33 protein-coding genes are annotated in these 25,051 nt (G+C 46.5%); 11 read left to right on the top strand and 22 right to left on the bottom strand.

Annotation, left to right across the window (positions count from 1 at the left end):
• Window positions 1–35: 35 nt before the first annotated feature.
• The 16 genes from RFF05_RS12935 to RFF05_RS12860 form a co-directional block, all read right to left on the bottom strand.
• Complete coding sequence (locus tag RFF05_RS12935) at window positions 36–1,022, bottom strand: hypothetical protein (protein WP_409967484.1); 987 nt, start codon at window positions 1,020–1,022, stop codon at window positions 36–38.
• A 147-nt stretch (window positions 1,023–1,169) separates the two neighbouring features.
• Entirely contained in the window at window positions 1,170–1,928 is a 759-nt protein-coding gene (locus RFF05_RS12930; RefSeq protein ID WP_409967483.1) for a hypothetical protein, read from the bottom strand.
• Window positions 1,922–2,470: a hypothetical protein gene (locus RFF05_RS12925; protein WP_409967482.1), complete on the bottom strand. Its 549-nt coding sequence runs from the start codon at window positions 2,468–2,470 to the stop codon at window positions 1,922–1,924. Before RFF05_RS12925 ends, RFF05_RS12930 begins: the two co-directional genes overlap by 7 nt.
• A gap of 262 nt (window positions 2,471–2,732) precedes the next feature.
• Window positions 2,733–3,236 (bottom strand): hypothetical protein, encoded by a 504-nt coding sequence (locus RFF05_RS12920; RefSeq protein ID WP_409967481.1) that lies wholly within the window; start codon window positions 3,234–3,236, stop codon window positions 2,733–2,735.
• A gap of 50 nt (window positions 3,237–3,286) precedes the next feature.
• A complete protein-coding gene (locus RFF05_RS12915; RefSeq protein ID WP_409967480.1) occupies window positions 3,287–3,748 on the bottom strand; it encodes a hypothetical protein in 462 nt (153 codons plus the stop codon).
• Window positions 3,749–3,806: 58 nt separating this feature from the next.
• Window positions 3,807–4,895 carry a hypothetical protein gene (locus RFF05_RS12910; RefSeq protein WP_409967479.1) on the bottom strand — a complete coding sequence of 363 codons (1,089 nt, stop codon included), beginning with the start codon at window positions 4,893–4,895 and terminating at the stop codon, window positions 3,807–3,809.
• A 22-nt stretch (window positions 4,896–4,917) separates the two neighbouring features.
• Entirely contained in the window at window positions 4,918–5,400 is a 483-nt protein-coding gene (locus RFF05_RS12905) for a CPCC family cysteine-rich protein (protein ID WP_409967478.1), read from the bottom strand.
• A gap of 16 nt (window positions 5,401–5,416) precedes the next feature.
• Window positions 5,417–6,334, bottom strand: a complete 918-nt coding sequence (locus tag RFF05_RS12900) for a helix-turn-helix transcriptional regulator (RefSeq protein WP_409967477.1) — start codon at window positions 6,332–6,334, stop codon at window positions 5,417–5,419.
• A 136-nt stretch (window positions 6,335–6,470) separates the two neighbouring features.
• Window positions 6,471–7,544, bottom strand: coding sequence for a hypothetical protein (locus RFF05_RS12895; protein ID WP_409967476.1), 1,074 nt, complete (start codon window positions 7,542–7,544; stop codon window positions 6,471–6,473).
• A 38-nt stretch (window positions 7,545–7,582) separates the two neighbouring features.
• Entirely contained in the window at window positions 7,583–7,972 is a 390-nt protein-coding gene (locus RFF05_RS12890; RefSeq protein ID WP_409967475.1) for a hypothetical protein, read from the bottom strand.
• A 33-nt stretch (window positions 7,973–8,005) separates the two neighbouring features.
• The gene (locus RFF05_RS12885) at window positions 8,006–8,191 is read right to left on the bottom strand and encodes a TM2 domain-containing protein (RefSeq protein WP_409967474.1); all 186 of its coding nucleotides are present in this window, start codon (window positions 8,189–8,191) and stop codon (window positions 8,006–8,008) included.
• Window positions 8,178–8,306, bottom strand: coding sequence for a hypothetical protein (locus RFF05_RS12880; protein ID WP_409967473.1), 129 nt, complete (start codon window positions 8,304–8,306; stop codon window positions 8,178–8,180). Before RFF05_RS12880 ends, RFF05_RS12885 begins: the two co-directional genes overlap by 14 nt.
• A 157-nt stretch (window positions 8,307–8,463) precedes the next feature.
• The gene (locus RFF05_RS12875; RefSeq protein ID WP_409967472.1) at window positions 8,464–8,973 is read right to left on the bottom strand and encodes a helix-turn-helix domain-containing protein; all 510 of its coding nucleotides are present in this window, start codon (window positions 8,971–8,973) and stop codon (window positions 8,464–8,466) included.
• A 148-nt stretch (window positions 8,974–9,121) separates the two neighbouring features.
• Entirely contained in the window at window positions 9,122–9,685 is a 564-nt protein-coding gene (locus tag RFF05_RS12870; RefSeq protein WP_409967471.1) for a hypothetical protein, read from the bottom strand.
• An 11-nt stretch (window positions 9,686–9,696) separates the two neighbouring features.
• The gene (locus RFF05_RS12865) at window positions 9,697–11,070 is read right to left on the bottom strand and encodes a DNA/RNA non-specific endonuclease (protein WP_409967470.1); all 1,374 of its coding nucleotides are present in this window, start codon (window positions 11,068–11,070) and stop codon (window positions 9,697–9,699) included.
• A gap of 390 nt (window positions 11,071–11,460) precedes the next feature.
• Entirely contained in the window at window positions 11,461–12,348 is an 888-nt protein-coding gene (locus tag RFF05_RS12860) for a hypothetical protein (protein WP_409967469.1), read from the bottom strand.
• Between the two features lie 741 nt (window positions 12,349–13,089).
• Here RFF05_RS12860 and RFF05_RS12855 point away from each other — a divergent pair.
• Window positions 13,090–13,575, top strand: a complete 486-nt coding sequence (locus RFF05_RS12855; protein ID WP_409967468.1) for a hypothetical protein — start codon at window positions 13,090–13,092, stop codon at window positions 13,573–13,575.
• A gap of 13 nt (window positions 13,576–13,588) precedes the next feature.
• Entirely contained in the window at window positions 13,589–14,425 is an 837-nt protein-coding gene (locus RFF05_RS12850) for a DUF6557 family protein (protein WP_409967467.1), read from the top strand.
• 240 nt (window positions 14,426–14,665) lie between these two features.
• Here the strand turns inward: RFF05_RS12850 and RFF05_RS12845 are convergent, their stop codons facing one another.
• The 6 genes from RFF05_RS12845 to RFF05_RS12820 all read right to left on the bottom strand — a co-directional run bounded on the left by RFF05_RS12845 (window position 14,666) and on the right by RFF05_RS12820 (window position 18,412).
• Entirely contained in the window at window positions 14,666–15,445 is a 780-nt protein-coding gene (locus RFF05_RS12845) for a GNAT family N-acetyltransferase (protein ID WP_409967466.1), read from the bottom strand.
• A 13-nt stretch (window positions 15,446–15,458) separates the two neighbouring features.
• Window positions 15,459–15,764, bottom strand: a complete 306-nt coding sequence (locus RFF05_RS12840; RefSeq protein WP_409967465.1) for a hypothetical protein — start codon at window positions 15,762–15,764, stop codon at window positions 15,459–15,461.
• 20 nt (window positions 15,765–15,784) lie between these two features.
• Complete coding sequence (locus tag RFF05_RS12835) at window positions 15,785–16,066, bottom strand: hypothetical protein (RefSeq protein ID WP_409967464.1); 282 nt, start codon at window positions 16,064–16,066, stop codon at window positions 15,785–15,787.
• A 115-nt stretch (window positions 16,067–16,181) separates the two neighbouring features.
• Window positions 16,182–16,709, bottom strand: a complete 528-nt coding sequence (locus tag RFF05_RS12830) for a hypothetical protein (RefSeq protein WP_409967463.1) — start codon at window positions 16,707–16,709, stop codon at window positions 16,182–16,184.
• A 23-nt stretch (window positions 16,710–16,732) separates the two neighbouring features.
• Window positions 16,733–17,680, bottom strand: a complete 948-nt coding sequence (locus tag RFF05_RS12825) for a DNA-3-methyladenine glycosylase I (protein ID WP_409967462.1) — start codon at window positions 17,678–17,680, stop codon at window positions 16,733–16,735.
• Window positions 17,681–17,704: 24 nt separating this feature from the next.
• Complete coding sequence (locus tag RFF05_RS12820) at window positions 17,705–18,412, bottom strand: Crp/Fnr family transcriptional regulator (RefSeq protein WP_409967461.1); 708 nt, start codon at window positions 18,410–18,412, stop codon at window positions 17,705–17,707.
• Window positions 18,413–19,066: 654 nt separating this feature from the next.
• Here RFF05_RS12820 and RFF05_RS12815 point away from each other — a divergent pair.
• The 9 genes from RFF05_RS12815 (at window position 19,067) to RFF05_RS12775 (ending at window position 24,986) form a co-directional block, all read left to right on the top strand.
• Complete coding sequence (locus RFF05_RS12815) at window positions 19,067–20,359, top strand: amidohydrolase family protein (RefSeq protein ID WP_409967460.1); 1,293 nt, start codon at window positions 19,067–19,069, stop codon at window positions 20,357–20,359.
• Between the two features lie 18 nt (window positions 20,360–20,377).
• Window positions 20,378–21,205, top strand: a complete 828-nt coding sequence (locus RFF05_RS12810; protein ID WP_409967459.1) for a DUF3100 domain-containing protein — start codon at window positions 20,378–20,380, stop codon at window positions 21,203–21,205.
• Between the two features lie 2 nt (window positions 21,206–21,207).
• A complete protein-coding gene (locus RFF05_RS12805) occupies window positions 21,208–21,654 on the top strand; it encodes a DUF340 domain-containing protein (RefSeq protein ID WP_409967458.1) in 447 nt (148 codons plus the stop codon).
• A 3-nt stretch (window positions 21,655–21,657) separates the two neighbouring features.
• Window positions 21,658–22,410 carry a sulfite exporter TauE/SafE family protein gene (locus RFF05_RS12800; protein WP_409967457.1) on the top strand — a complete coding sequence of 251 codons (753 nt, stop codon included), beginning with the start codon at window positions 21,658–21,660 and terminating at the stop codon, window positions 22,408–22,410.
• Window positions 22,411–22,520: 110 nt separating this feature from the next.
• A complete protein-coding gene (locus RFF05_RS12795; RefSeq protein ID WP_409967456.1) occupies window positions 22,521–22,985 on the top strand; it encodes a low molecular weight protein-tyrosine-phosphatase in 465 nt (154 codons plus the stop codon).
• Entirely contained in the window at window positions 22,982–23,392 is a 411-nt protein-coding gene (locus tag RFF05_RS12790) for a peptide deformylase (protein ID WP_409967455.1), read from the top strand. Before RFF05_RS12795 ends, RFF05_RS12790 begins: the two co-directional genes overlap by 4 nt.
• Window positions 23,389–23,859 (top strand): NUDIX hydrolase, encoded by a 471-nt coding sequence (locus RFF05_RS12785; RefSeq protein WP_409967454.1) that lies wholly within the window; start codon window positions 23,389–23,391, stop codon window positions 23,857–23,859. The genes RFF05_RS12790 and RFF05_RS12785 overlap by 4 nt, the downstream gene beginning before the upstream one ends.
• A 59-nt stretch (window positions 23,860–23,918) precedes the next feature.
• Complete coding sequence (locus RFF05_RS12780) at window positions 23,919–24,614, top strand: YjjG family noncanonical pyrimidine nucleotidase (protein WP_409967453.1); 696 nt, start codon at window positions 23,919–23,921, stop codon at window positions 24,612–24,614.
• A 30-nt stretch (window positions 24,615–24,644) separates the two neighbouring features.
• On the top strand, window positions 24,645–24,986 hold the full coding sequence (locus tag RFF05_RS12775; RefSeq protein ID WP_409967452.1) for a winged helix-turn-helix transcriptional regulator: 342 nt from the start codon (window positions 24,645–24,647) through the stop codon (window positions 24,984–24,986).
• Window positions 24,987–25,051: the final 65 nt, after the last annotated feature.

Here is a 25,051-nt window from a genome sequence, read left to right as displayed (position 1 = left end):
CATCTCGTCCCGACTATGAAGCCGGGCTTCAAGTTTTAAATCAATTCTTCTTTTGAATAGGCACTGCGGAGCACCTGCGCCGATGCAATGGTAATCGTTCCGCTGTCGCACCGCAATTCCACTTCCCTTGTGCCCCCATTTACAAAACTGACAAAGCAGTTTTCATAAAACACCACACCGCCGCCGTCACATTGATACTCTACGAAGCACGATTTACCATTTTTCAAACAATTCATCAACACACCGCACCCAACGGTACAACTGCACTGGGATTCCGTTTGGAACCGTGTATCTGCTTCCCACTGCAAACTGCGATACCACGACGCATCCTCCGCCATCAAGGCATCTGTCACATATAAAATCCGCTCCTTGGCATAGGTAGAAAGTTGCATCCAAATCTGGCTGGCAGACACTTGGGCGTAGGTTGCCATCAGCGGATCTTGCGCCATATGTTGCAACCCTTTCAGCATGGTCATCACTTGGGTGATGTTCATAGTGAGAAAGAGCGGATGCACTGTAGACGCAAATTCCACCTTGCCATGCCCTCTAGTCACATCGTTGACCACAAAGGGAATGCCACAGATTTGGATGGGGTCAACGGTGCCACGGAGCCGTGCCAAATCCTCTTCCAAAGTCCGTGTGCTCACCCACAATTCATCGGATAAATCGTCTACGCTTTTGTCCGCCACTTGCAACACTTTGGACAGATACATCAATCGTTCGAAGGAGTTGGATACATCAATCACAGGGAACTGCACCGTCAAATTTGCACCATGGACATCCACAAGATACTGCTCCAAAATGCGGAATACTCCAATGGCCGACATTTTATCGCTGGTGTACGAGCGCACCGTTTCTCGCATGGCAAAATCCAACTGGTCATCGTCCACCTCACTGGCACCGCACTTTTTCCGCAGTTGCTTAAACAGGTTTGTCACCATGCTTTTCTTGTATTTCCGAAAATGCTTTTTGTAGGTGTCTTTTGCTAACAGCTCGTCTAAAATCTGATCAATATTCAACATTGTGCACCCTCCCAATCGCTTGCATTTGTTATAAAAACATTCTACTACTTATGTAATACCTTGTCGAGTATTATATAAGTAGTAGAATGTAGTGGGATTTCATCATCCCTCCAACACGCTCCGTCCCAACGCCACAATCTCTAGCACTCATTCCCTCAGATAACCTTGGTACATAAGCGGATAGTGGTGCAGTTGGTCATCCACGATTTGTGCTAGCTCTTGGTGGGCGATGGTCAATTGGAGCTGTTGCCCATACAATTTCCGTACTTGCCGCACTTGGATAGAAAAGGCATAGCGAAAGGGTTGGGCTTTGATGCCCTTCACCAAAGATTTGGCGCTGACATCCAGCGGATACTCCAGTGGGTTCAGCAGAAAACTGGCGCCATTGTCAAAGATGGGGCAATAGTCATATCCCTCTGGCGACCAGAGCACCACAATGTTATTCAGGTGCCGATCCACATTGCGAATCAGGCAGTCACATTCAAACAGCAACGTCAAATAGGCGCCAAAATCTACCAAGCCAGTGACCTGCACCATCACGTCCACAAAGGTCTCAAGAATCTGAGGATAGGTTCTGCATTTAGCAAACACTTGGGTCTGATAATCTGCGCCCACCGCACGGCGAAGCAGGTGATCGGCAGTGACGATGGTTTGCCCCTCTTTTAAGAAATTGGGGCTCACACACGCTGTCCGCTGTTGCCCGTGGCGCATCACTTTTGTGACTTCATAAGGTACAATCTGATAGCCCAACTGGGATTGGATATTGCTTTTTTCTAGCAGCTGAGAGGCCACAGTCTCCGCCAAAGATTCAAAAGAGCCCGTGTCTAATTTATACCACAGACCATGGTCTAACCACTTGTCTTGATTACCTTTGGCAGCTGTTGCCACCACGGTTTTCTTCACCATGGTTCTACCACCTCCAACCATTGCTGATCTTCTGCCATGCGCCCTTGGGTTGCCGAAACAATGGCCACAGGGTCATAGGACTCCACTCCCAAAGTGGCCAAATAGTCCGCAATGCCTTCTCGCTTTCGTGGCACGCAACGCTCTTCTAAAAAGCCTATAAAATCAGACCAAGCGGGGTCTTCTGTGGCACCAAAAGCCGTGTGAATCAGGAGCGTATCGGGCTGATTTTCCACCCGAATGGCGCAGGCGGTGAAGTCTGCCACGATGCGAGAGCACAGCGCGTTTCCGTTGTAGTAGTGATACTCCCAAACCTTGTGATTGCCAGCCACCGCCTCTGCTAAAAACTGGTCAATCTGAGAGGTGAGGTTTTTGCGGATGGTGATTTGCGTCCCATCAAAGCCCACCAGCAGGTCTTGCTCTGCGCCATCAAGCCCCATGGCTTTCACCCACTGACTAGGCAATCCCAGCCGATATTTTAATGTATGCACCCCCGCCGAACCGCCTGCTTTTACACTAGATAATTTCAAAACCCGTGTTTCCATCTGCATCACTCCCTTTTGAAATTAATATACCATATTGGGGTCCAATATGGTATATTTTTTACGCCTCTACATTGACAGGATCAATATTCCCGTAGAAAGCAAAAAAGGCGAACTTTTTCTATGATAGTCTTAAATGGCTAACACCCGGTTATGTTCCACTGGAACATAACCGGGTGTTCTTCTCTATCTTATCATCCCACCCAGCCGGCAAACCACATCTGATTGTTTATGATAAAAACTTTGATTTCCAATTGTTGTATGTTTAAGTCAGACAATGAACTTCCATATCACCAAAGAGCCATGCAACGCCTTTGACAATATATCCAACAGCAATAGTGGCTTCGTATCGTGTGTAGACTGTAAAAGTCATACCCAAAGTTTCTACAGTAATACAATAATTTGCATCTGACGGTGTCGCATCTGCGTTATACTCTACTGCCAGTACCTTTCCCGAGAACAGAATATGTGGTGATGGCTCAAAATTGTCACGATTAGAGTCAACAGGAAATGTACCCATTGGAATGAGTGCTATGGGCGCCAACATTTGCTTCGTATTCTTCAATGCCGCTTCAGACGCAAAGACCTCAATGTTGCTACCAATACCAATGACATCAATATCGCAGTGTTCTTTGGCTTGAATATGAACGTTTTCGGCATTATCAATGAAAATATTGATTGGAATTTCCTCGTCTCCAGTCATCTCCAAGCATGCAATTTTCCCGTTTTCATAATCCAAGAATTCATAAAATAAAAATTCAGTTTTCATATAGCTCCCTCACTTTCCAAACCAACCGGCAAACCACATTGCATCGTTCATTATAAAAAGCAACGATTTTCATCCCAGAAATATTCTTTTTCAGCAATCAAATCTTCTAGCTTTTTTAATTTTAGGGTTAGTTCATCCCTTTTGTCTATTTCTGCGTTATGCCTCCAATCCGCAAATGAAACCCATTCTTCAAAATACTGACTAATGTCTTGATGCAGATATTTGCAAAAAGCAATCATACTGGTATGGGAATATTCACTCAAAATATCCTCTTCTGTTAAAGGGTCTCGCTCGTCATCCTCAATAATAATATGACAATTGCAAAAGCTTACTGTACACAAAAATCTATCGGGCTCCAAATATCCTTTTACGCAAAACGGTGACAATGTTTCCAGCCCGTGTATAGCATGGTCTAACCATTCATAGGCAATATCATCAAGAAAGCTTAATGCGTGTGTAGACGTCCCTTCTAGCTGAAAGTCTGTCCACCCATGCAATGGTTTTGTCAACATGATTCATGACCTCCCACCCTAGAAATAATCTGTATTTCATAACTCACCAGCACTTGTGTCATACTGATAATTTTGCCAATTCCTTTTTCAATCGCTCAATTTGCGTAGTACGCACGTCATATTGGGTGAAAATTTCTACGATTTCTGCGTCGTTTTCAAAGGTAGGTCTGGCAGAAAACTTCTTGTTGATGATAAATTTTGTGGTTTTCTCTTGGAATTCCACCATGACCGTTGTCCCTGTTTGGGCAATAATCATTCCGACGCCGTACTGCTTATGATGCACCTGCACATGGAGCAGGGAGATGGCGTAAAATTCTTCGTTCTCTTGCTCTAGCTGATGGATTTCTCGTTGCAATTGTTCCACCTTCGCAAGGCGAACCAGTGCCTCTTGCGCTTCCTGATCTGCCAGTTTTTGTGCCTGAAGACTCTCACGCTTAGTCAGGGACTCCACCCCATGATACAGCCCATAGGTTTTGGCGCAATACATCACGTCAAAGGCCAATAGGTGTAGCTTTTCATCTGTATAGAGATTATTACGGTACTTTTCCTGCTTCTTAACCAATGCCGCATCGGCTTCCAACGCCGCCACCAGCAAATCGCATAGCTTATAGTAATTCGCTAGGCTAAAGGTCTCACCGATGCCAATATCGAAGCCGAATTCTGAGTGTTTGGCAAACGCCTCAGCGGCGGTGTGCTTGTAAATATAATTGTCCTCTGGGGCATAGAGGGCTAGGTACACAGAGGCGGTATTGCGATTTTGCCCATACTTCCAGCACTGGGGAAAATGTTGCTGACGGACAGCTTCAATACCTTCCAAAAAGGCATCCATATGATGCTGGCGCAATGCCAAATCGCCACCATCGTCAGCAAACAGCACCTCCACAAAGAGTCGCTCCACCTCTTGTGGCGCACACTCTGCCATCTTTAGAATGCCGCTCAATGGCGAAACATGGCCGTTATCCAGTAGCACAGAACTCTTGGATGTGGCCTCTTTGAGCTTCTCAGCGAAGGGCAAATCTTTTGCCCACTCCTGCTGAAACCGCTGGACTGCTTCCCATTTAAACCATTCATCCTGGGGGTCTGTATTGAGAAATTCTAACTTATCACCATAGTTAGCAAGGATTTTGCTCAAATTTTCTTGATTCATAGGAACGCTCCTCTCACTTCTGTCATGCTTCTTCAAATAGCTTCAAAAGCTCCTGCGCTTTCTTGCGGGCCATTTCATCCACAATTTCTCGATATTCTGGGTCATCCCGATACCGCTGGGCATCTTGTTGCATCTGGATAATCTCTTGCCGTTGCGCCGCAGTGATATGTAGCTCCTCGGCGGTTCTGCTGGTAAAGTAGTCCTCCGGGAAGGAAAACAGGTTGTAAGTGTATTGTAAAATGCCGATATCTGGATGAAAGACTTGCTTATTATCATCTCTTTCTACAAAATCTTTCACAAGACAATCTGGCAACCAACCGTCTCGATATCTTTGTCGATACTCCAAAAGCTCATATTCATTGGGTCCCGTGATGCTATCAGGGCTCTCCTCATCTTCTTCAGGAATATCATCTTCCCATCCACAAAACCCACAGATGTCAAATGATATCCATGATTCAAACATAGTCTTTCTGCAAATGGGACATGGGTGTTCTTCATTTTTCATAACTTTTCCTCCTATTTCAATCCAACACGTTCACTGCATCACCTTGGCTTCCTAGCCACATATCAATGCCGTCGCCGTACACCTCCGCACGGATGGTATACACGCCAGCTTCCTCCTTGATGATTTCCGCCGTGGGAAGTCGATCCAAAACCATCTCCACAGAATGACCACTATATTCGAAGGTCACAATCCGCAAAGGACCACTATACATAAACTGCACACGCTTGCGGAACTCTCCCTCGTTGAACTTCTTGCCGTAGGGAACATGGAATTTTTCACCCATGCCACGGAAGCTGACAATGCGATCAACCCTGAAAATAATGGGGTAATCTCTCAACTCATCTGCCATAAAGCCAATCAAATAGAAGTAATATTCCGAAAACAAAATGGCAGATGGTTTCAGCGGATAGACACCTGTGGCGCCATCGCCACGCCGATAGGTCATTTCTATATATTCAGACTTCAAAATACACTGGGACAGCCCCCAAATGGAATCCATCAGGGCTTGACCATGACGCAGGGGCACATAGTGGAACTTTTCGTTGCGAATAATTTCCGCTACCTCGTGACGAGCATCGGGACTGGCCTGTGTCACCAACTTATCAACCAAGGGGTCTAGCTCCTCTTTGCAAAAAGCACGACTCTCCAACAAAATTTTGCACAGTGCCAATACCTCTTGATTGGTCAGCCATTCACGCTCCATCCGCACCAAATAATACCCACCCTTGATACGGTCATATTTGATGGACACCTCACCCTCATCGAAGTGGGTGCTACAAAGATAGGTGCGCAAATCGTCAATATCACGCTGAAAAGTTTTCTCTGTGATGCCGAAGGCTTGGACAAGTTGCTCCTTAAATAACACCTGCCCCTTGTTCAAGAGTTCATACATATGAATCAGCCGAAAGCCTTTGCTAGAGCCATAATCAAGCATTGGTAGCGCCTCCCTTTAAAATGATTATATCAAACGAAATAGACAAATAATGGGGTTCTCAAATTTAGTATACACTTTTTTCCAATAAATTGCAAAGAGCACGCAGAGTTTGGTCTGCGTGCTCTTTTTGTAGTTCTTAGTTGGCCAATTCCGCCTCTACAGCAGCCAGCTTTTCCAACAGCTCTTTGAGTCGCTGGCTGTTTTTGAAATAAGACAGTGTATAGTACAAATATTGAGGCGTATTACGGATGTTTTCATCTTCGATTGCTTTTTCTTTGTCTGGGAAGTCGTTAAACAGTGTGCGCAGTTTTTCATCAGACTCGTGACCAAGTGCCCGTTGCATCAGGGGCAAACAAATCTCGATGCTACATTTGGGTTGTGCTTCATAGGCAGAAATCGCCACTTGAAACACAGTGGTTTTTCCCACAACACCTCGAAACGACGGGCGTTTCATTCCACGACCAAATAAAATGGTATAGCCCAAACCAGCACAATTGGTTTGCAGATTCTTAGCCACATCGATAAGTCCGTCATCATGCAAACAGCGCATCTGTGCTCCAAAGCTAGTAGCGTCCCACTCCTGACCCACTTGGATGGGTTCGGGCTCATATCCGCCAATCACAGAAGACGACAACAGCACCGTTCCATCAGACTGGTATTCCTTAATTTCCACGCCATAAACGGCAATGCCAGACATAGTTCTGCGCATAAAATCCATCATGGTGACCAGTGTAGATGGGATTTCATCTGCCACAAAATACAGCGCCATACGGTCAGCCTTTAAGTTGGCAGAGACCTTTTCCCAGAACTCGTCTGTATAGTATTCTTCCAAACCTTCTTCTTGATTCTCATCTTGGAACAACGTCCGCAAGCTATCCACATCCACACAACGCATGCGGGCGGCATAATCCATCATTTGCGCCACCACTTCACGGCGGATTCTGGTGTCTTTGCTCCGCTTTACTTCCACCAATGCAGGCACACCATCGCTATCCACCATCAAGTGATCCAGCGAAAAGGAATTGCTAGAGCCTTCATCTTCTGGCAATGTAAACTCTGGTTCAATCAGAAACAATTGCTTTGCGCTACTGGGCGCAAGCAAAAGGTGGGGGTTCTCCGTAACAATCGTCTGAAGCTCTAACTCAGCTTCATAGGTATGTTCTGTCACCACCTCCGCCTTTTTGTCAGTGAGGACGTATAGTTGATTCATGATGTTCTCTCCTTCGTAATTTGTTTTTATGCCTTGCATTAAGCGCCAAGGATTTGCGCTTGTATTGTATCACCCAATCTATTCGGAATATTCGAATCATGATTCTCCGTTGTAACCTGATATTTACCAGTAATCTTTCCACGATCGTCAAAATCTAACATAAAGTTCCAATATGACAATCCACTTTCTGAGCACACCCTGCACTCCACCAATTCTCCTGTCACCTTCATGTACTCAATGCGTTTAACACGCTTTACGACTTTATATACAATTTCTGCAAAGTCTTCTTCCGATATATTTTTATTGAACCTGCTCTTTTTTGCTTTTCTTCTCGCTCCCTCCCCTAATTTCTCCAGACACCCATTCAACAATATCACTATTAGAATCATAACAACAGCCAATCCCCAAATATTCTCCAAATTTCCCATAACAATTCCCTCCTATTTCTCATTTAATAATTTTCACGGATAATACGGATTTGGCTTAAATAGTAGAATAATCAAGTCAATCACGACTCCTACACCCAGAAGGCCACCAGTACAAAGATATAAAATCCCAAAAAGCACTCGCCCTTCATAGAACTTGTGAATTCCTAAAATACCAAAAAACAGGCATAGGAAAAACGAAACCCATTTACTTTTTCCCATCACAACACACCTTCTTTCCATCTGTCACTGTTGCTATTTTCACTTTTGTCTCACCCACACGCTTCACCATTTTCTCCTTGAGCCGTATGGTGAGGATGCGTTCTTTCGTTGTCATAGCGTCCACATCCTTTCGTTGCTTGTTTTGATATACTTATTATAGCGCCCACTCATCAAACAAAACAGGACGGGTTCAGCAAAATAAGCCTGCCTTTTTTCACCAAAATAGCAAAATAGCGCAAAAATAGCGCCATCCTAAGATGGCGCTATCGGCATTATTTGTTTTTGCAAGCGAGATAAGCATCCATATCAATGGCCCCACTGGCTAACATCCGCTCCACCCAGAGTTGCAATGTCTCTACCGTAATGGATATTTTCTCCAACTCTTCCTGGATGGTTACAAAGTCTTGGATTTCATGACTATCAATCTGATTATCCACCGTGATTTCAATCAGCCGTTCTTGTTTGCGACCCATGGCATTTAAAGAAGTTAACATCTCCAACACGATTTGTGGAAGCTCTTTTATCTTAATTTCTGGTACATATTGCTTGCCAATGGGACATTCATTGGCACAATAGTAATTGCAGAGGTTCGGTGCGCCATAAGCTGTAACCATAGCCATAATATCCTCTGGTTGCGGATTGATTTTCTCATTTTCAATTTTCTCAATCCGCTCCGGTGTCACCACTTGCAACAAATCAGCCGCCTTTTCTCGAGATAACCCCAAGTCTTCACGACATACCTGATACACCGTTTTATTTTCCTTAGTCGAAACACGTCCCATACAAACATCCCCCTCATCTCACGTAGCAACATGATCTTGATACCATTATATCAAAGATGAGTGAAATATACAATATTTACCACATCAATAAAGCGTGCTCATTCTGTACTAGAATCCACCTAAGAGCCATCGGGCAGTCCAGCAGAACTCAATGAGTTCCAATAGCCAGAGCAGTGCCATCCGCGGTAAAGTACATCGTATTGCGATCATCAAATTTCTCCGCGACGAAATCGTCGTAAATGACTTCCAAAACTACACTTGCTTCACTAGATGTTGTATATCTAAAGATGGCAAAATCCTCAGCTGCTTCGTCCTCATCCTGCGCATACAGGACACGGGTAAATTCCACTGTATCATCATCGCTAGTTTTCACTTCTGACGCCTTGCCATCCGAGAGTTGGATTGTACAATTTTCTACCCCTGTGAACCGATATGTAACGGTTACTTCAGTATCTACATCTTTTGATTTATCCGCAATAATTGTGCTGGCGATTCGTGCATAACACGCATCCGTAAGGGGGAATTCCTTTCGTTGGTTCCCATAGCTCCACTCCCCATCCTCCCCAGAAGAATATGCAATTGCAGTTTGTGCTTCAAAAATATCTGTACGGGTTTCTTCCGTGGCATCACTGTCGCTACAGCCAGTCATAAGCATAGTGAGCATAATACCCCAAGGCAGCAATTTTTTCAGAGTTTTCTTGTTCTCTCTCATAATCTCTCTCCTTATATGTTCTTAATAATTTCAGTGAATACTTCGCCAGCAATGGTGTATATATATTGGAAACTATCTGGTCTAAAGCTAGTCCCTTTATATAACACATCTATTGATAAGCTAACTTCTTGCCCTAGCCCCAGCGCTTTTGCCAAACTGGTCTCAATCGCTTTGATTTCTCCTTGGTTCGCTTGTGCACTCATGGGCACAAGATTTGCCATTGTATTGTCACCGCCAAACCAGTCTGCAATTAAATGGCCACGTTGGTCTCCCACCTGTTGGGAACCTTTTCCAATCACCTCTATAGATTCTGAAATATATTTTCGCCATGTCCCTTCAGATTTTAACGCTAACGTTTCCACAGAACTGCTTGTCAATCGACCAAGGCTGTCAGTTTTAATTTGTGCCCCATTGAATGTTCCGCTAAAATTAGGAACCAGATTGTCTCCTATGCGAAAAATTTGCCCCATATCATCAGTGTAGTGCGTGACGACAACGCCACCGATATAGCTTCCTAACTTTGCATTAGCAGGCAACGCCTTTGCAGCTGTCGCTATAATTTCATCCCCTGCCGAGTTAAATACTCGCACAGTATTGGTAAGCTCATCCACGAGGCACCATGTTCCATCTGCATTAAAAAGCGCTTGTCCAATTCGCTTGCCTGCATCGCTGAATACTATGCCTTGTTGATTGATTTTAAGCATCCCACCTGTGACACTTTTGAATTGCGCCAAGCGTTTCACATTTGACAAGGCACTAAATCCAACCGCTTCGATGGCCCCCCACATGTACCCTGCTGCGGCCCCTTCAATATCAAACTCTATTGTTTCTATAGAAGGAATCTCCCCATCCGCCAAACTCTCTATGACACTATCTAAAATTGCACCAATAACCGCTCCGAAAAAGGCGTCTTTAGCAACTTTTGCAGGCGATACAAATGTAAAGAACGTAGACCCACCAGTTGCCACACATATTACGCCAGACGCTATAATAATGGACGTACCCACCGCAAACTTTCCAGCAACCGCCACCCAATCAATGTCGCAACCTTCTATGTCATCAGGCAACTGTGCTAAGAAATCTTCTTCCATATGGTCGCTGACGACAAGCTCTACAACATAGGCCTGACTCACAATATTTTCAGTCAGTTGATATTCATATAGTCCATCTTCATAGATTAAGTGTTCTACAATATACGATTCTTCCAGATGCTCCTCTTGAATTTCCTCCTCATAGATAAACGATTCATAAATGAATTCCTCTTGAAGATTCCCAGCGGATGAACTTGTGTCAGTGGTCTGTGTTGAACACCCAGACAGGCATTGAATAAACATTGCAACAACTAAGCCTAGCGACAAATATCTATATACCTTTTTTATCACCATGCACCCCACTTTCCCTTTATGCCGACTCAATAATTAACGCAACCCTATTTGGATTTTCACTGCAAATGCGATTATATACACGCATCCCAATAATTGACCTAAGATTCCGAATATCTGCTATATCTTTACTTGCAAATTCAAGATAACACACCTCTGAACAAGGGGTGTTTCGCCCCGGATAGAAATTGCTAACAAACACGCAAAACCGCTCTAGTACATCTTCTAACGGATATTGAGAAATGTATGCCGCGCTACAACCTTCACCGAGATCCGGCTCTTGAACAAAGCTCAGACTCGTAACAAAGCGGTCATCTATTTTATAAATACCAGGCTCAATCAATTGGTATTTATGTGTATTATATCGACTGGGATGATAGTTGTTTATATTTCTCATGACGTTACTGCGCCATCTAAATCCGTCAAGGCCGTTATAATAAATTGCTCCAATTCCTCTTGTTGCTCTGCATTCAATGTCTTTGATGTGCGAACTAAAACCGTGCCAATCACCGTGTGAGAACCCGTGTCCAACGACGTATCATCTAGCTCTTCCAAATACGCATTTCGGTTCAAAGCGTCCTCTTGCGTCGCATAGACCTCTATACTGCCGCCGCCTGCCGTGCCTTTTTCTATAGCACTTGTGCCCTTCACAAGCGTTTGATTGACAAAATCGCTGGCAAAAAAGATTTGAGCAGTATACCCACCATCGGTATTGAGCATGCCATTTTGATCATTAAATTCAGTCACACTCTCTATCGCTATAATTGATGGAACCTCTTCCAAGCAAGCAATGATATATTCTTCAGATGGAGCATCCACCAATGCAAACTGCATCTGACTCTCCTGCAAATTTTCACTGTGTCCAACTAAATTCCCAATTATATCGCTGTAATTGACAGCATTTAATGCGTCAATAGCAAGAAGAATGTCGTCTGTTTCATCTGGCATTTCTTCTACAACGAATTTAGTTGCTTTTGCATCAAGAATTGTTTTTTGAAGGGTTAAAATACAGGCATTGTCCAACACAGATCTATCCGATTGGACGAGTTCTTCTGCATCAGAAATTGCAATATCTAACTTTATATTTTCCCCCTCGACGAATTCTTTAGCCGCTAGATATTCAGTAATTGCTGTTTCATAGAAATTATCAGCAGCAATCGTGCTGTCGTTCCTCTCCGTTGTATCGGTATTAAAGTCTGCCTCTATGGAGGAATCCGCACAACCTACAAGTCCTCCACATAACACTATCATAAGACAAAGCACATATAGTTTCTTTTGCATATTGATCTCTCCTGAATTTCATTTTCTATGGGTAATAAGGATTGGGTTTAAACAATAAAATCAGCAAATCAATGATGATACCAAAGTCAAATAGCCCAAGGGTGCAAGCACACACGATACCAAACAACACCCGCCCCTCTTTTAGATATATCTATTATACCGTTCATTTACTCGACAATAAATGACGACAATGATAGGATAGCATGTGCTATTTTTATTACATTAGCAAAATAGAAAACATACTGAAAAAGAGGTCTCCGTAGGCATGATATTGTTAGCTAAGGCTATGTTGAATCGATACCACAAGCGGACGAATTAGTACACATTTTGCGAGCAATAAATTTTCACCCATTATCTCCCACACATGCCACCTGTCCTTTCAAAAATATACCATATCGGCCCCCAATATGCAAGTTTTTACACCTCAGAGGGTACTGACTTTTGTACCGATACCCCCCGCGTTTTGTGTACGATAAGCGTAGGGGCGGTGCTTTTTTCTATTTGAAAGCTATATTTTCAAATGGCGATAATTATATTTATTATCTCACAAAATAGCATAATACAGCCATTTTAACATTCAAAATATTCTCACTTTCACAGATAAACGACAGCAAAAACAGGCTACAAAACCATCAAAAGCAGCTAAAACACGGCAAATCCACCCCCATTGACACTCTATCCCACCTGTGTTATAGTGCGAACAGAAACCACTATAGCCCCACCAAACGAGGAGGTGTGCGTATGAAAAAATTCTCTAGCAACTACTATTCCATCCAAAAAATCTCCTTCGCAAGCGGTGCGCCTCACTATGTTGTTGACGAAGGCGGCTACTTGTTTTCGGGCGGCATTTATAGAACCAAAATCAAGCCAGAGGACTTGCCTGCTTGGTATGTTTACGGTCGATACTACAAGTGTTTTGGGTATCTCTCCACGAAAAACATCGCAAAACTGGTCTATCAACCTTGCCTATTCAGCAATCATTTCTTGAAAGACGATTGCTTGTTCGTGACCTATGCCACCCATGCTCACACGTCCGAAATCGACCACGATGAACGGATTTTTGGCAACGATATTCTCTCCTTTTTAGCAGGTGCTCGTACCTATTCAAACTACGACATCGACCCTATCATCGCCCAAATAAAGGACAAGGCCACTTGGCTAAAAACCAAGTTTCCAGAAGAATTTGGCCACCAGACATTTGATATAGACGGCTACTTCACCGCTTAAAAAGGAGGCGCTTATGACCATTCAACAACTGTTGGCACAACACTCCGCGGAGGACATCGTCCGCTACACCATTACCCTTTATGACCTGAATACCGCCAAATATCCCAAGATTTATGCCAACTATGCCACGCTTATCGAAGGCCTGCTGAAGCTGGAAGCCGTCCCCACTGATGACGTTTTGCTGGGGATTGTCTACGAAGATGACGGTGAATCCCACATGGACACCGCTGTATACAAGGCCGAGACAATGGCTCGCCCCATTCCCTACAGCCCCATCTTGGAAAACACGGTTGACACAGCCACTTTGTCCGACGAAACCTTGGACGCTGGCATCCGCAGCGAGGTTTTCCCTGAGAGCTATTCCTATTTATTTGTGCCATGGGCGGAAATCATGGGCTATCAGGTCAATGCAGCCAATTTGGAGGACGTGGGCGCCGTTCCCCTACTAGTGGACACCCTTTACGAACTGACCTTTTTCGGCTTTGCAGAAGCGGACATGGAGGCCGAACGACACGTTTTGGACGAATCCGTCGCCGAAGTGGAAGCGTTGGAAGCACTGTCCCCTGAGGAACAAGACGCCTACTATGCCGAAACCGCCAGCGACATAGACGAGTGGTGGGATGAACTGGGTTTGCCCCCACGTTCTCCCGAAGAAAAAGCCCAAGAACGCCTAAAAATGCGCCGCCAACTGTTCCGCAACAAACAACGGCTGTACCATGCTCTGCGGCGGTACTGTGTGGGTGGCGAACGCAATGTGTTTGAAATCCAAGGGTGCGTTTCCACCGAAGTCGACGTGTCACACGACGAATTCTTGGATGCCTTCATCGAATTTGTAGAGTCAAAAGGCTAGTACTTCGGCGGCGGCACCAAAGACATGACGGAGGATGCCTTAGACCCTGCGGAAATCGAGGAACTTTTAGATGAAGCGGATAAGGATGCCGAGTCTACTGATGTGCGATACACTAACGAAGACGTGTTCGGCAAGGATTGATTCCACCTAAACAAAAATAGCACAGTAGATTTCTCGAATCTACTGTGCTATTTTTTTGTATATCAACAAGGCTAGAATCTTTTCCTGCACGCATCGCCCTTACCCCGCAGTAAACCAGATTTGATACATGGCTTCTAAAAACTCTTTGGTAATAGGATACCCCGAGTACTCACCGATGACGGCGTCAATGCCACAATAGGGGCAGAGCGCCGTACCTCGACGATCAGCATTATTGTCAGCAATAAGCCACTCTTCTATCTCTTTGGGGTCATAACTTTTCAAACAATAAAAGCATCCACAACGGCTATCTTTCTCTAGCTCTGGCTTATGGTTTGTACACCCTTCATGGGCTCTATACGCCATCTTGGATAACGCCGAAATATGATAGCGTTTTACAAAGAAGCGCTCCACTGGATTGTTGCTCACTTGCAAAAAAGCCATTCTGCACACCAGCTCCAAGCTTGGCTCGTTGGATGGCAGCACCGTATATTGAACGGTCAAATCAGGTCGTTTTTCAAACAGCCCTTTTAAAAATCCATTCAAAAACTCACGTCCATAGCCATGCCCACGAAATGCTTCTTGCATCTCAATTTGCAATTCCGGGCAAGTTGATTGGGGATTTACCAAGGTGATACACCCAATTTGGCGACCTTTCAAAAAAGCTCCAAAATACTGCTTGTCTTGGCTATGAGCCATTTTCTCCAGCATATCAAACAGTTCTTGCAACTGCGCCTTGGCGCCCACTATTTCCAGCAACGCTTCATCAGACAACGTACCCATATGCGCTTGCACCGCCTGAGCGCTATCATAGCTAGCCTGTTGTTGCGCTGTTTCTTGGTCAATCTCTATGATTGTCAGGTGCGTCGTTTTCAGTTCCAAGGCAGAGCCCTCCTCACCCAAAATATCCACACTCCACTAGCACGTCGTAACAGCCGTTCACTTCGTCGTCGGTAAACAATGTGCCGAAGGGTTTCTGGATGACGATGGCTTCTGGGGATAAATCCAGTCGGTTGGCTTGTTTCAGAGCATCAAAACCATCGGATAACCGTCCACGACGGCATAGCTCTTGCACGGTTTCTACGCCGCCACGCTTGTCGATGGTTTGCAGCAGTCGTGTCATTTGACAGCCTTTCACTTCGGCCTGCGCTGTTTGGCAGGCGGTCAGCAAGGCTTGTTGAAATTGTTGAGATAGTGTCATGAGGTGGTCTCCTTTTTGCGTCATTTGTCCTTCTTATCCTGATCCAAATAATAATTGGCGTACAGGTTGGTCATGGCCATTTCGTTGAATTCTTCTTCGGTTTGGTTGTGATTTTCCTTGGGAGACGGCGGGGTTGCGGTGGGCGTTCCGCCTGAAGCGAAGATGGAAATCAGCATACAAATCGCTCCTGCGGCTATTAGGCACAGCAGGCCGAAGAGTATCCAAAAGGCCACTTCCCAGCCCATGTAAAGCAAGAAAACCATCAGCAAAAAGAACCCTAAAATCAACAATACAGGCATCACAAACGCCCTCCCTCTCTGTTTTTATTTCCATCATAGCACGATTTTTCCACATTGTCACCTGTGTTTGGCAGATTTCTCCACAACACTCCACAGGTGGGCGATTTGTATGCCATCATCAATACTTTTTCATCCGTGCCATCAAGTGCTCCATCCGTGGCCGATTGTATCGCTGCATCACCACGAAGGACAAATCTACCATGGTTGCCAGAATGGATGTGACGAGAAACACGCCTCTGGCACCGAAGAAATAGGATACAAAAATGGGCAAAAACGATAATATTATAATGGTTTCATGTACCAATTCAGACTGACACATGGCCATAACAATTTCTTGATAGCTGTGCTGTTTCACGTCAAAAACAGCAGGGTCATAAGTGGGCAAATGCCTTTTCCAACGCTTCACCTGCAACCTGTCATACAGTGGTTTTTCCCAAGATTTTGGGGCAAACCACCCATGATGATAGTCCATTTGATTGGCAAATTTCCACTGATACCAAGTGCCCACCGCCAAACGCATGGCAAAATGATAACAGGTGGTGCCAGTGGCGATGGCAACGGTTTTGAGCCACCATTGCCCACCCAAATAATACAGCGCAACTGCCAAAACGGTCAGCTCAAGGGATAGCATTGTGCTTCGTTTCATCCATACTTTCATGGTAAACCCTCTCAATTGCAAGCACTTTCACAACAAAAACAGTCCTCAGCGTGGTTGTTCATCACGCCGATGGCTTCTAGGTAGGAAAAGGTGGTGACGGTGCCCATGAACTTGAAGCCACGGCGCTTCATGTCCTTAGAAACACGGTCGGAGAGGTGGTTGCGATTGGTGACGCCGTCGAAGGGATGGCGCACCGTTTGTCCGTCGGTGAACGACCAGATATAGCGGTCGAAGGAGCCAAATTCCTCCACCACTTGTAGGTAGCTTTTGGCATTTTGGATGGTGGCTAAAATCTTGGCTTTGTTGCGGACAATCTGAGGATTATCCATCAATTCCGCCACTTTTGCATCGTCATAGTTGGCGATTTTATGAGGGTCAAACCCATCGAACGCAGTACGGAATCCCTCTCGTTTTTTCAGCATCAACAGCCATGACAGTCCACAGTGGAAGGACTCCAACACCAGCATTTCAAACAAATACCCATCGTCGTGAGAGGCCACGCCCCACTCGTGGTCGTGGTACTCCATGTACAGCGGTGAGGTCAGCAAATTGGGCCACTGGCACCGTGGTGCTTTAGCTTGAATTTGTGCCAAAATCTCCACATCTGCAGGGCAAAAATCGTAGTTTTCAATCTCAGAAATCCCAATCCACGCCATAGCGTTATGCTCCAACAGTTGGGGTGTGCCATGGGCGATGGTGGCGTTAAACAAGGTCAAATGGACGGTCAAATCAGGGTATTCGTGGGTCACATCCATGAAGATTTCCCCCACGTTCAAGGTGATGCCCAACTCCTCTTGGCACTCCCGAATCAGCGCCTGTTGCGACGTTTCGCCAGCTTCAGTTTTACCGCCCACAAACTCCCAAAGCAGCCCTCTTGCCTTGTGGGCAGGTCGCTGACAAATGAGAAAACGATGCCCATCCCAGATGAGCGCCGCAACGACTTCGGTGATGTTTGCCATGGTGGTATCCCTCCTTTAACTCTCTTAGCTTCTGCGGTTTTTGCCCACATACACTTGGGCTTCTTTTTTCATTTGCTCCACTTGGGTGGCGGCGAAAGACACCTTCCCTTTTTGGATGGACACCAAACCACTGTCACGAAAGGCGGAGATGGTGCGGTTCAGAGTTTTCACGGTCAAGCCCATGGATTCGCACATTTGTTGCCGTGTTTCGCCCAGCACAAACTGCTTTTTCTTGTGGCTATCACCCTCCCAAGCCTTCAGCAAATAGCTGAGCACCACATACTGCACGGGGTAATATTGTCGCTCTCCTTGGGCGGAGGAGGTGGTATATAGTTTTCTAGCGATTTGTTGGTTTAAGTGATACAAAAAGCCAATATCACGCTGTATCCAGCTATAAAAATCAGGCAATGGCAGGTAAAGCACATCGCAAGGGGTCACAGTTTCGATGCTGACAGAGGACAGGGTTTCCCCTGCCATCAGCGTCACTTCCCCGATGAAGGCCACCGCCTTGTTCCGCTCAATCATATACACGTTGCCGTTGGCTAAAATATTCACGATGCGACACTCACCCTTGCACAAAATGCCAAAGGCATCTAGCTGGGTGTTTTTTTCATGGATAAATCCATTGGCCTTGTACTGCGCCAGACGAAAATGCTCACGCAACTCCTCTGGCATATTGGCAAGCAAGGGTTTCAAATCGGGATACTGCTTTAAAATCTCTGTAAATTTCATACAATCGCCCCCACATTTTTAACTAAGAGCTAAAAGTGAAAAGTGAAAAACTATAGATTTTTGCCTAGGGCTACGCCCTTACTCTGGCTAAAGCCAGAGTGCCCTGCGGGCAGGCAAAAAGTCGTCACGCACCTGCCATGGGGCTAAAGCCCCTACTGGGCTACGCCCAGCCCCTCTTACGAGGGGTGGCAGGATTGTATAGGTTTTTGCCTACAGCTACGCTGTTGCTCTGGCTAAAGCCAGAGCGCCCTGCAGGCAGGCAAAAAGCCGTCACGCACCTGCCATGGGGCTAAAAGCCCCTTCTGGGCTACGCCCAGCCCCTCTTGCAAGGGGTGGCAGGATTGTATAAAAACCCTGATTGCGTCCCCATAGTTTTTCACTCTTAGTTCTTCGTTTTTAGCTGTCATTCAGATAAGCAAAGCGTATCTGAATGACAAAGGTATTATATCATACTCTTTTTTATATTTCCAATTTTTTTGCAAAAAGTGCCCATTTGTCCTTTCTTTTTGATGGCGGTATGTTTATACTAAACCCATTCAAAGAGGTAGGGACAACCCTTGCGGTTGTCCGCTCCTATTCCACCCACCATCCCAAGGCGGACAGGGGCAAGCCCTGTCCCTACGGAAGATTGATTCCCCAAAAAGGAGGAAACACATGATTCAAACTTGCGATATTCTTTTGCAAAATATCACCTATTTAGACGCCACCATGACCCCACAATCAGCAGCTTGCATGGCCATCACCAACGGCACCATCGTCCACATTGGCGACAGTTCAAGCTGGCAAGGTACTACCACCATCAACAGCGCAGGGCTTCTGTGGATGGCAGGTTTACAAGACGGGCACACCCACACCAGTCAACAGCTATTGCGTGGGCGATTGCTCGATGAAAAACCTGTGATTTGGAAGCGAATCAACGTACCTTTCGAGTCCAAATTAACCGCCCAAGAGTCCACCCTCAGTGCATCTGTGGCGGCTGTTGAAATGATTCGCAGTGGCACCACCGCCTTTGTTGACGTGGGCGGTCACCATGTGGAAGCCTTCGCCCAAGTGTACCACCAAAGTGGTCTGCGTGGTATTTTGTCTTACATGACCAACGACAATCCTGCCATGCCAGAGAGCCTGCGCACCACCCCTGCCCAAGCCTTGGCACGGCAGTCTCAACTACACCGTGATTTACAGGGCACTCTGCTCCAAGGGGCTTGCTCCTTCACCGCTCCCACCGCCGCCAGCCAAGAAATGATGGAAACCATGTGTGGCTATGCCAAAGAGCAAAACTTGCTGATGGAAACCCACACCAACGAGTACGCCAGCGAGGTGATGGACTTCATTGAAAAGTACGGCGCACGGCCTTATGAATGGTTTGAGCACCAAGATTTACTGGGCGGTCGCTTTTTAGGGGCCCACGGCATTTTCCTCTCCCCCTCAGAAATGGACATCATCGCCAAGCACCGTGTCACCATCGCTCATTGCCCCTTCTCCAACTGTGGCAAAGGGGTGCCCTCCACCCCACAACTGCTGTCTCGTGGCATCTCCGTAGGTTTCGGCTCTGACGGTGCCGCCCATGGTGGCTTGGATTTGTTCCAAGAAATGCGCCTGTTCCGTGGGGTGATGAACGTGACCCACGGTGTCCAAACCGCTGACCCACAGGTGATGCCAGCCAAACAGATTTTGAAAATGGCCACCCAAGGCATCGCCCCCGCATTTAACATCCCACAGCTGGGCACCCTGACCGTTGGCGCGCCTGCCGACTGCATCGCCATTGACACCCAACAGCTCCATCTGCTACCCACCCAAAACATCACCAATTCCTTGGTGGAAAGCGGACGGGGTAGCGATGTGACGCACATGATTGTAAACGGCAAACTCCTCATGGAAAACCGCCATCTGACCACCTTAGACGAAGAAAAAATCCGTTATGAAGCGGTAAAATATAGTCATATATAGTAACAAAAGGAGTTTATTATGAGTCAAAAAACCTATGATTATCCCTCCCTAAAGGCACGGTTTCAAGCCCAATGGCGCATCATTTTAGGTGCCTTCGTGTTCATCTTCATCGCCGACTCCATCGGTCAATTCAGTTTCAGCATTGGGGCAGGCTCCTTGATTTTGTTCCCCATTTTCTATGCCATCATTTTAGGCATCATCACTGGCCCTCAAGTGTTCAAGGTGTTCAAGCCCAAGGATGTGGATGCGGCCAAAAAGTTGGTGATTGTGTGTATCTGTCCCTTTATTGCCAAAATCGGCATTAACGCAGGTGCCAGTTTGGACACTGTCATCGCTGCAGGCCCCGCCCTTCTTTTGCAAGAGTTGGGCAACCTGTTCACCATTTTCTTGGCACTGCCCATCGCCATTGCTTTGGGCATGAAGCGTGAAGCCATTGGCGCCACCCACTCCATCAACCGTGAAACCAATTTGGCGCTGATGAACGACATGTTTGGCCCCGACTCTGACGAAGCCCGTGGGAGCCTATCTGTGTACATTGTCGGTGGCATGATTGGCACCATTTACTTCGGCTTCATGGTGTCTCTGGTTGCTGCCACTGGTCTTCTCCACCCTTACGCTCTGGGCATGGCCTCTGGGGTAGGGGCAGGGATTATGATGGCCTCCGCTGTGGCCACTCTGTCTGAAATTTTCCCAACCTATGCGGATCAAATTTCTGCCTTGGCTGCCACCAGTGAAACCCTATCTGGCACCACTGGGATTTACGTTGCCATTTTCTTAGGCATCCCTCTGTGTAACAAAATTTATGCGGTATTAGAACCTAAAATCGGACGAAAGAAGGGTGAATGAGTATGCGTTATATTGAATGGATTGTCATGTTCTGCGTGGCAGGACTGGGTATGGCTCTGGCCAATTTGGTGGGCTTTGGCGTGGATATTCTCACCTCTCTGCCTGGCATCGGTGTGCTGATTGCCATTTCCTTGGCTGGGGTATTTTGCAGCAATGTAATCCCCTTCAAACTGCCTGTCATCGCCTATTGTTCCATCATTGGTCTGCTGTTGGCCTGCCCCATTTCTCCCATCAGCACCTTTGTCATCGCCAGCGCTGGTGCTATCAACTTCACTGCGCCTCTCACCATGGTGGGCGCTTTTGCAGGCATTTCCATCAGCAATGAGTTGACCTCCTTTGCCAAGCAAGGCTGGAAAATGATTTTCATTGCCTTCTTGGTCATGACTGGCACCTTCGTCGGTTCCGCCATCATTGCCCAAATCACCTTGGCACTGACAGGTGCCATCTAAGATATGACCATGTGCATCATTGCCCTTTGCAACTTTTTGGTGGGCGGTCTCATTGGTATCTGTGGCATTGCAGGGTTTTTGCTCCCCATGCTGTACGCAGGTGGGCTAGGTTACTCGGTGCAACTGTCGTTGACCTTGAGCTTTTTCGCCTTCCTCATCTCGGGGAGCATAGGCTCTTGGAATTTCCACAAACAAGGCAATTTAGACTTGAAATTTTCCACATTCCTCTGTGGAGGTAGTGTATTGGGCGGACTGGTAGGCGTCATGCTGAACAGTTTGATTCCTGCCACCCAGGCCAAAACCCTCTTGTATCTGGTGGTGCTGTTGTCGGGGATTTCCATCCTCTATCGCAACCGCAACACCACCGCCGTGGCAAAAGAGCGCCATGAGTTGCTTGACAGCAAAGCCTTTGTGGTAGCGGTGGGCGTGGTCACTGGCGCCATCTGTTCCCTGTCTGGAGCAGGAGGACCTGTGCTGGTGATGCCCCTGCTGGTAGTGCTGGGCATCAGCGTCCACATGGCCATCGGCATCGCCTTGTTTGACTCCATTTTCATCGCCCTGCCAGCCTTTGTGGGCTATTGTTATCAACTGGATGCACTGCCCTGGACACAGTTCCTTTTGGTGGGCGTGACCCATGGTTTGGGCACCTATTTGGGCAGTCGCAATGCCCATAAAATCAACCAAAAGCCTCTAAAAACCGCCGTTTCCGTGGGCTCTATCGTGTTGGCAGTGTATATGCTGAGCACTCTTTTATAAGCAAACAATCCTCCTGTGTCCCTTGGCATCGCCCAAGGACACAGGAGGATTGCGCTTTGCCCAAAACTTTGGTATACTGGTGTCAAAACAAAATCACAAGGAGAACCCCTATGATTTCAATTCTTTTCATCTGTCATGGCAACATTTGTCGCTCCACTATGGCGGAGTGCGTCATGAAGGATTTGATAGCCAAGGCTGGCAAGAGTGGCGCCTTTGTCATCGATTCCGCTGGCACTAGCCGTGAGGAAATCGGCAACCCCATTCACCATGGCACTCGCCGCAAATTGCAACAAGTTGGGGTGCCGTTGTGCGACCATCGTGCCGTGCAGATGACCAAGGCTGACTACCAAACTTACGACTATATTTTGGCCATGGACAGCGCCAATATTCGCAACAGCTTGCGCATCACTGGCGGTGATCCAGAGGGTAAAATCAAGCGCCTGTTAGACTTGACCGAACGCCCTCGTGACATCGCCGACCCTTGGTATACAGGCAATTTTGATGAGACGTATCGTGACGTTTTAGAGGGGTGTCAAGCACTGCTGACACTGTGTTTAGAAGGGAGCAACCCATGATTCGAGACATTATGAAAGACACAGATTTTCTGCAAATCCCCAGCGTGCCTGCCACGACAGATGACCTGCAAATCGCCCAAGATTTACTGGAGACGTTGACCCATCACAAGGCAGGTTGCGTGGGCATGGCCGCCAACATGATTGGGGTTTCCAAGCGGATTATTGCCTTCGACAACGAGGGTGAATACATGGTGATGTTCAACCCAAAACTGGTGAAAACCAGTGGTGCTTACCAGACAGAAGAAGGCTGTTTATCCCTGACTGGGGTGCGGAAAACCAAGCGTTTTCAGTCTATTAAGGTGGAATATCAGAACGAAAAGTTCCAAACCAGACTGAAGACGTTTACTGGCTGGACAGCCCAAATCATCCAACATGAAATTGACCATTGCGACGGAGTTTTGATATGAGTTTACAAACAACACTGTGCTATTTGGAGCGAGATGACCAGTATTTGATGCTCCATCGAGTGAAAAAAGAGAACGATACCAACCGTGACAAATGGATTGGTTTGGGCGGTAAATTTCAGGACAAAGAAAGCCCCGAAGACTGCCTGTTGCGTGAGGTTTGGGAGGAGTGCGGCCTGACCCTGACCGACTACCGCTATCGTGGCTTGGTCACCTTCGTGTCCGACCTGTACCCCACCGAATACATGCATCTGTTCACCGCCACGGCCTGGTCTGGCGAACAACACGCCTGCAACGAAGGCCATTTAGAATGGATTGCAAAATCCGCCCTGCGAGCCCTGCCCATGTGGGAAGGCGACCAGATTTTTCTGGATTTGCTAGACCAAAACGCACCCTTTTTCTCACTAAAATTGGTGTATGAAGGGGATGTTTTGGCGAGTGCGGTGTTGGATGGAAAGGTTATTAAATAACATCCGATAACGTCCGCCAATGCGTGACAAAATGCTAAAGAATGCGAGGCAAATCGCTTATGAAAAAGCAATACAAATACTTATTCTGGGATATTGATGACACGTTGATTGATTTCAAAAGTTCGGAAAAAGTGGCGCTAAAGATGTGTTTTCAACAGTTTGGCGTGGTTTTGACCGACGAAGATGTGGCGGTCTATTCCCAAATCAACCACAATTATTGGGAGTTGTTGGTGCAAGGTGGCATCGAAAAATCCACCATGTTGACCCGCCGATTTGAAGATTTCGTGCAACAACTGTCTTTGGACGGCATCGACTGCCACGCTATGAACGCCCTGTACCAAGTAAAACTGGGGGATTATGCAGTGATGACCGACGACGGCTACGACGTTTGCGCCCAGTTGAGCCGTAGCAAGAAGCAGTACGCCGTGACAAATGGCACAGCAGTGGCACAAAACAAAAAGTTGCAAATAACAGGCTTAGGTGCCTTATTTGACGGTATTTTCATCTCCGATGTAGTAGGATATGAAAAACCAGATGTGCGATTTTTCCAACACGCATTCAGCAAAATCCCTGATTTCAACCCCGAAGAAGCCCTGATGATTGGCGATTCCCTGTCCAGCGACATGACCGGCGCCAACAACGCCGGCATCCACTGCTGCTGGTTCAACCCCAAAGGCAAGGTCAAGGGCGATGCGTCCATTCAAATCGATTACGAAATCAAGACGTTGAAGGAATTGTTTGAGATTGTTGGATGATGGTCATTTGAAACGAGGATTTTTACAACCATGAAAATACAAGAAAATTACACCTGCGCCCTACTTTTATCTATGGATTTGCTAGGCGGCAAGTGGAAAATGCGGATATTATGGCACATTTTGAACGGTGACAACCGCTTCTCCCTGTTGCAAAAAGGCATCCCTGACATCACCAGCAAAATGCTCATCACCCAGCTAAAAGAGTTGGAGCAGAGCAACATTTTGACACGAACCGTGGTGTCCGAAAAGCCGCTAAACGTGGAATACACCCTGTCCACCGACTACAAAGGGCTGATTCCTTTGGTGGAAGGATTTTGCGATTTTTCAAAGGAATATGCCCAGCAAAATGGCATTTCCTTAGGCGACCTATAAGTTGCAATATAGGTACAAAAAAGTACCTAATTGCCTTGTTTTCCTCCTTGTTGTATACTGAGCCC

Source organism: Bengtsoniella intestinalis, from assembly GCF_039719005.1.
In the GTDB taxonomy this organism is placed as follows: Bacteria; Bacillota; Clostridia; order Oscillospirales; family Oscillospiraceae; genus Oscillibacter; species Oscillibacter intestinalis.
This window is presented reverse-complemented; position numbering and strand designations above follow the sequence as displayed.

Coding starts and splice junctions, on each gene's coding strand:
- RFF05_RS12825 (WP_409967462.1), bottom strand. CDS start 17,680: ATGGCAAACATCACCGAAGTCGTTGCGGCGCTCATCTGGGATGGGCAT.
- RFF05_RS12800 (WP_409967457.1), top strand. CDS start 21,658: ATGACCATGTGCATCATTGCCCTTTGCAACTTTTTGGTGGGCGGTCTC.
- RFF05_RS12775 (WP_409967452.1), top strand. CDS start 24,645: ATGAAAATACAAGAAAATTACACCTGCGCCCTACTTTTATCTATGGAT.
- RFF05_RS12915 (WP_409967480.1), bottom strand. CDS start 3,748: ATGTTGACAAAACCATTGCATGGGTGGACAGACTTTCAGCTAGAAGGG.
- RFF05_RS12820 (WP_409967461.1), bottom strand. CDS start 18,412: ATGAAATTTACAGAGATTTTAAAGCAGTATCCCGATTTGAAACCCTTG.
- RFF05_RS12815 (WP_409967460.1), top strand. CDS start 19,067: ATGATTCAAACTTGCGATATTCTTTTGCAAAATATCACCTATTTAGAC.
- RFF05_RS12890 (WP_409967475.1), bottom strand. CDS start 7,972: ATGGGAAATTTGGAGAATATTTGGGGATTGGCTGTTGTTATGATTCTA.
- RFF05_RS12935 (WP_409967484.1), bottom strand. CDS start 1,022: ATGTTGAATATTGATCAGATTTTAGACGAGCTGTTAGCAAAAGACACC.
- RFF05_RS12790 (WP_409967455.1), top strand. CDS start 22,982: ATGATTCGAGACATTATGAAAGACACAGATTTTCTGCAAATCCCCAGC.
- RFF05_RS12880 (WP_409967473.1), bottom strand. CDS start 8,306: ATGACAACGAAAGAACGCATCCTCACCATACGGCTCAAGGAGAAAATG.
- RFF05_RS12900 (WP_409967477.1), bottom strand. CDS start 6,334: ATGCTTGATTATGGCTCTAGCAAAGGCTTTCGGCTGATTCATATGTAT.
- RFF05_RS12925 (WP_409967482.1), bottom strand. CDS start 2,470: ATGGAAACACGGGTTTTGAAATTATCTAGTGTAAAAGCAGGCGGTTCG.
- RFF05_RS12795 (WP_409967456.1), top strand. CDS start 22,521: ATGATTTCAATTCTTTTCATCTGTCATGGCAACATTTGTCGCTCCACT.
- RFF05_RS12870 (WP_409967471.1), bottom strand. CDS start 9,685: ATGAGAGAGAACAAGAAAACTCTGAAAAAATTGCTGCCTTGGGGTATT.
- RFF05_RS12810 (WP_409967459.1), top strand. CDS start 20,378: ATGAGTCAAAAAACCTATGATTATCCCTCCCTAAAGGCACGGTTTCAA.
- RFF05_RS12855 (WP_409967468.1), top strand. CDS start 13,090: ATGAAAAAATTCTCTAGCAACTACTATTCCATCCAAAAAATCTCCTTC.
- RFF05_RS12865 (WP_409967470.1), bottom strand. CDS start 11,070: ATGGTGATAAAAAAGGTATATAGATATTTGTCGCTAGGCTTAGTTGTT.
- RFF05_RS12875 (WP_409967472.1), bottom strand. CDS start 8,973: ATGGGACGTGTTTCGACTAAGGAAAATAAAACGGTGTATCAGGTATGT.
- RFF05_RS12840 (WP_409967465.1), bottom strand. CDS start 15,764: ATGACACTATCTCAACAATTTCAACAAGCCTTGCTGACCGCCTGCCAA.
- RFF05_RS12930 (WP_409967483.1), bottom strand. CDS start 1,928: ATGGTGAAGAAAACCGTGGTGGCAACAGCTGCCAAAGGTAATCAAGAC.
- RFF05_RS12780 (WP_409967453.1), top strand. CDS start 23,919: ATGAAAAAGCAATACAAATACTTATTCTGGGATATTGATGACACGTTG.
- RFF05_RS12805 (WP_409967458.1), top strand. CDS start 21,208: ATGCGTTATATTGAATGGATTGTCATGTTCTGCGTGGCAGGACTGGGT.
- RFF05_RS12850 (WP_409967467.1), top strand. CDS start 13,589: ATGACCATTCAACAACTGTTGGCACAACACTCCGCGGAGGACATCGTC.
- RFF05_RS12895 (WP_409967476.1), bottom strand. CDS start 7,544: ATGAATCAACTATACGTCCTCACTGACAAAAAGGCGGAGGTGGTGACA.
- RFF05_RS12830 (WP_409967463.1), bottom strand. CDS start 16,709: ATGAAACGAAGCACAATGCTATCCCTTGAGCTGACCGTTTTGGCAGTT.
- RFF05_RS12860 (WP_409967469.1), bottom strand. CDS start 12,348: ATGCAAAAGAAACTATATGTGCTTTGTCTTATGATAGTGTTATGTGGA.
- RFF05_RS12785 (WP_409967454.1), top strand. CDS start 23,389: ATGAGTTTACAAACAACACTGTGCTATTTGGAGCGAGATGACCAGTAT.
- RFF05_RS12885 (WP_409967474.1), bottom strand. CDS start 8,191: ATGGGAAAAAGTAAATGGGTTTCGTTTTTCCTATGCCTGTTTTTTGGT.
- RFF05_RS12905 (WP_409967478.1), bottom strand. CDS start 5,400: ATGAAAAATGAAGAACACCCATGTCCCATTTGCAGAAAGACTATGTTT.
- RFF05_RS12920 (WP_409967481.1), bottom strand. CDS start 3,236: ATGAAAACTGAATTTTTATTTTATGAATTCTTGGATTATGAAAACGGG.
- RFF05_RS12910 (WP_409967479.1), bottom strand. CDS start 4,895: ATGAATCAAGAAAATTTGAGCAAAATCCTTGCTAACTATGGTGATAAG.